Origin of the sequence: uncultured Eudoraea sp., from assembly GCF_947258525.1 — a bacterium.
Classification (GTDB): domain Bacteria; phylum Bacteroidota; class Bacteroidia; order Flavobacteriales; family Flavobacteriaceae; genus Eudoraea.
This window is the reverse complement of the sequence record NZ_CAMYIP010000034.1, coordinates 1-3922: the sequence shown is the minus strand read 5'-3', so window position 1 is coordinate 3922 and position 3922 is coordinate 1. Positions and strand designations below refer to the sequence as shown.

Sequence of the window (3922 nt, the reverse complement as noted above, 5' to 3'; positions counted from 1 at the left end):
GTTTACATCTTTATGGTACTGTGCATTAAACGAATTTACAAAGGCCCTGACCAGTAGGGGAATATCAACCTTTCTTTGTCTTAAAGGCGGGATGGTAATTGGAAATACATTTATTCTGTAATAAAGGTCTGATCTAAAACTACCCTTTTCTACTTCTTCTTCCAGGCTTCTATTGGTGGCTGCTATAATACGAACATCTACTTTCTTTACTTTTTCAGCCCCCAGGAGCTGTATCTCCCCATCCTGCAGAGCCCGTAACAATTTTGGTTGCAGCGATAAAGGGAGGTCGCCAATCTCATCCAAAAACAATGTTCCTCTGTCTGCTAATTCAAACATTCCCTTTTTTCGCTTTTCAGCTCCTGTAAACGCGCCTTTTTCATAACCAAATAGTTCACTTTCCATTAATTCTTCAGGAATGGCGGCACAATTCACCTTAATAAACGGATTCTCTTTTCTGGCGCTTTTTTCATGGATGGCATTTGCAAATAATTCTTTGCCTACGCCTGTTTCGCCCTCCAGCAATACCGGGACATTTAAAGTAGCAACATCCTCTATCCTATTCAGAACATAATTAAAATTAGGACTCTTGCCTATTAGCGTGCTTTGACTTATTGGAGTACCGCTTTCTTTGCGCAATTGTATATTCTCTGCCTGAATTTTATTCTTTAAATCTTCCAAATCGCTATACGCCTTTCTAAGGTTTTCTTCTGTTTTTTTAAGTTGTGTTATGTCTGTCCCAAAGAGATAAATATATCTGGAATTCTGTCCGGATTGATCGTTATTTAATTTTGCAAACGACCAGGCCACTGTTAGTTCTCCATTTTTAGTTAATAATTGTGTTACTAAATTGCCTTTCTCTTGCTTATGGTCTAAGACCCGTTTTTGAAATTCATTTCCGGTTTCGCCTATCAGGAACTTTTCAAAATTAGCATTAATAAATGCATCTCCCGGATTGAAAAATTCTTTAAAATATAGATTTGCAATAAGAATCTTTCCGTTTTCATCTAAGGCTAAAACAAAGGTGTTTGTCTGATTCAGGATTAGATTTAGATTTTCTTTATAAAAATTCACAGATTTTTCAAGATTTACCTTAAGCCATTGATCGTTTACCAGGAGAATCAACTTTGCAGAAATAATAATTACAGGAAACAAATCCAGATAGGTAAAACTTAAAAAATTCCTCCATGGCAAGGCATCACCATAATGGTTAAATATTATTTCCTCGGTTACAAAGACGATATAAAACACAGCCACAGCAAGCAAGGGCCAGAAGGGAAAATCATTTTTATCAGACCTGTTCAATATGCCAAATACACAATAGCCTGCTGTTAAGATATAAGCCCCATAACTAAAGAAATAGTGAATATTGGGAAGATCATAATAAGAAACTAGAATAATAGCCAGGAAATAGGCTGTGCAAAATCCTGATATGGTCCAAAGAAACTTACGATTAACAAAACCAACCTCCAAAGCGAAATACCAGGGAAATAGCGCAAACATGGCCGTGGCAAAAAACGTGTTAAACACGAAATTTTGCATCTCCTGAACATTTATCAGAAAATATATCCCCGCTACAATTGCAAACAGACCAAAGATGAAATTTGTCCGATATTTCTTATAAACGATACCCAGGCCACCATACGCTAAGCCTGTGGTTAAGGCTATTCCTGCAAAAAAAACAAATAGCAGATCAGTCACAATGGAAATTATTAAGGGCTATAAATATAGTGTAATCCAAGGAATTATTTAAACAACGTACATACAGTGAATTAACCTTTGTAGGATTCATCTAGGGTATAATTCGATCTGTTTTATAGTACGCTACCAAAGAAGAACAACAAGATCCATATAAACCCTTAGATGCAGGATATTCAAACTTTACTATAAAGAAAGGGTGCTTCGATACTCCCGAAACACCCCTTTTTTCTATTCTCTAAACTTCATAGTTGCATTCACCCGTAACCTTATATAGACAGCTCTACGGATCTAAAACCACTCCATGGGTGAAATTTTACCTCTCTTTGAAGTTGTTTTTAAACTTCAACTATTTAAGTTCTAGCGACTTGTTGGTATCATTTCATTAACCTGCTTTTCAATAGAACTCAGACTCCAGTCCCCGGGTACCTGGCTGGGAGGAAACTCTTTAAAAGTATTAAGGAAATTCAGGGCATAATACTGCATACCCCCCAACATATAAACACGATCTACATACCAGTCCCAATATGTATTAGAGCCCACCAAAGCTTTCTCAAACGGATCGCGCCTTAGGTTAAACAGGTATGGCCCCCTGAGTTCTACAAAAGGCTCAAACCAAAGTGCCAGTTTGTTTTCACGTTGTACGCGGAACATCGCCTTCCAATCTCCGTAGCGCAGCGCGGTGATTTCTCCTGCATCACTAACATAAATGAAGCCCTTGCGTGCAGATTCCTCGGTTTTACCCATGAGGTAATCCAACTGGTTCACACCATCAATATAATTCTTGTACTGTCTTCCATTGAGCGTAACCCCCTTTTTAAGCTGGTCTGCAATATCGTCGGATCCCGCAACAGCGGCGAAGGTAGGTAGCCAATCTTCATGAGAAAAAATTCCATTAAGGGTCTTCCCAGCTGGAAATTTCCCGGGCCATTTTACAAAAGCAGGCGACCGAAATGCGCCCTCCCAACTGGTATTCTTTTCACCATGGAATGGAGTTGTGCCGGCATCTGGCCAGGTGTTGAAGTGAGGACCGTTATCTGTAGAATAAAAAATAATAGTATTGTCTGCAATACCCAATTCATCAATGTAGTCCAGCAGCTGGCCCACATGCATATCGTGCTCTATCATCCCATCTGTATACTCATCATTACCGGGATGGCGCCGCTCTTCTTTTACATGCGTGCGGAAATGCATTCGGGTGCCGTTCCACCAGGTGAAGAAGGGTTTTCCGGCGTCAACCTGTTCTTTGATAAACCTTTTGGTTTCTGCAACAGATTCGTCGTCAATAGATTCCATGCGTTTCTTGGTAAGAGGGCCGGTATCCTCAACGCGCTGTCCACCTTTACCGTCTGCCCAACTATGGATCACGCCCCGGGGCCCGAAAACCTCTTCGAATTTTTTTCCATTGGCCAGCACCAAATCATGGGGATAGTCTTCATTTTCCGGTTCTTCCTCAGCATTTAAGTGATATAGATTCCCAAAGAATTCATCAAACCCGTGCATGGTTGGCAAATGTTCATCCAGATCGCCCTGGTGGTTTTTCCCAAACTGACCGGTGGCATAACCCAGGCTTTTCATCACTGTGGCTATAGTTACATCCGTTTTTTGCCAGCCTTGAGGAGCATTAGGCATCCCTACTTTTGTCATACCTGTGCGCACCGGTACATTGCCCCCTAAGAATGCAGCACGACCGGCCGTACAGCTCTGTTGGGAATAATAATCCGTAAAGGCAATCCCTTCTTTTGCAATACGGTCAATGTTTGGCGTATGGAACCCCATCATCCCGTGATTGTTATGACTGATATTCCAATAACCGATATCATCTCCCCATATAACAAGGATGTTAGGTTTTTTGGTTTGCTGTGCAAAGGTCATTGCACTCATTAAAAGGAGCAGTACTCCTAAAAAAACAGTTCTTTTCATAGTTTTAATTTTAATATTTGAATACTTATTTTACAAAAATTTATCATGTACCAGAGACACAATTTCATAACTTGAATTTATTTCATTCAAATATATGATAAAATTTATTTGAATAAATAGTAGACCGATTAGGCATAAGATGCACGGGTAGTTTTTTAGATATCCCTAAAAACTTTTACTTAACCCAATACCAAGAGAGTACGTGCCAAACTCTTTCTTAAAATCATAGCTGAAAGCCGGTGCCAGGCCCCAATTTTTTCCCAGCTCAAATTCATATTCCGTAGTGGCCCTGATTATAAAAATA

Annotated in this window: 2 protein-coding genes; both read right to left on the bottom strand. The window is 39.7% G+C overall.

Annotated elements, in window-relative coordinates; translation table 11 throughout:
• Positions 1 to 1698 (bottom strand): sigma 54-interacting transcriptional regulator (locus Q0X89_RS02410; RefSeq protein ID WP_297691013.1); only part of this gene is annotated, 1698 nt, incomplete at its 3' end.
• Between the two features lie 357 nt (positions 1699 to 2055).
• Positions 2056 to 3618 carry an arylsulfatase gene (locus tag Q0X89_RS02405; protein WP_297691012.1) on the bottom strand — a complete coding sequence of 521 codons (1563 nt, stop codon included), beginning with the start codon at positions 3616 to 3618 and terminating at the stop codon, positions 2056 to 2058.
• Between the last annotated feature and the right edge of the window lie 304 nt (positions 3619 to 3922).

Bases quoted from the DNA above. Each gene is read 5' to 3' on its own strand.
- Q0X89_RS02405 (WP_297691012.1), bottom strand. From the start codon at position 3,618: ATGAAAAGAACTGTTTTTTTAGGAGTACTGCTCCTTTTAATGAGTGCA.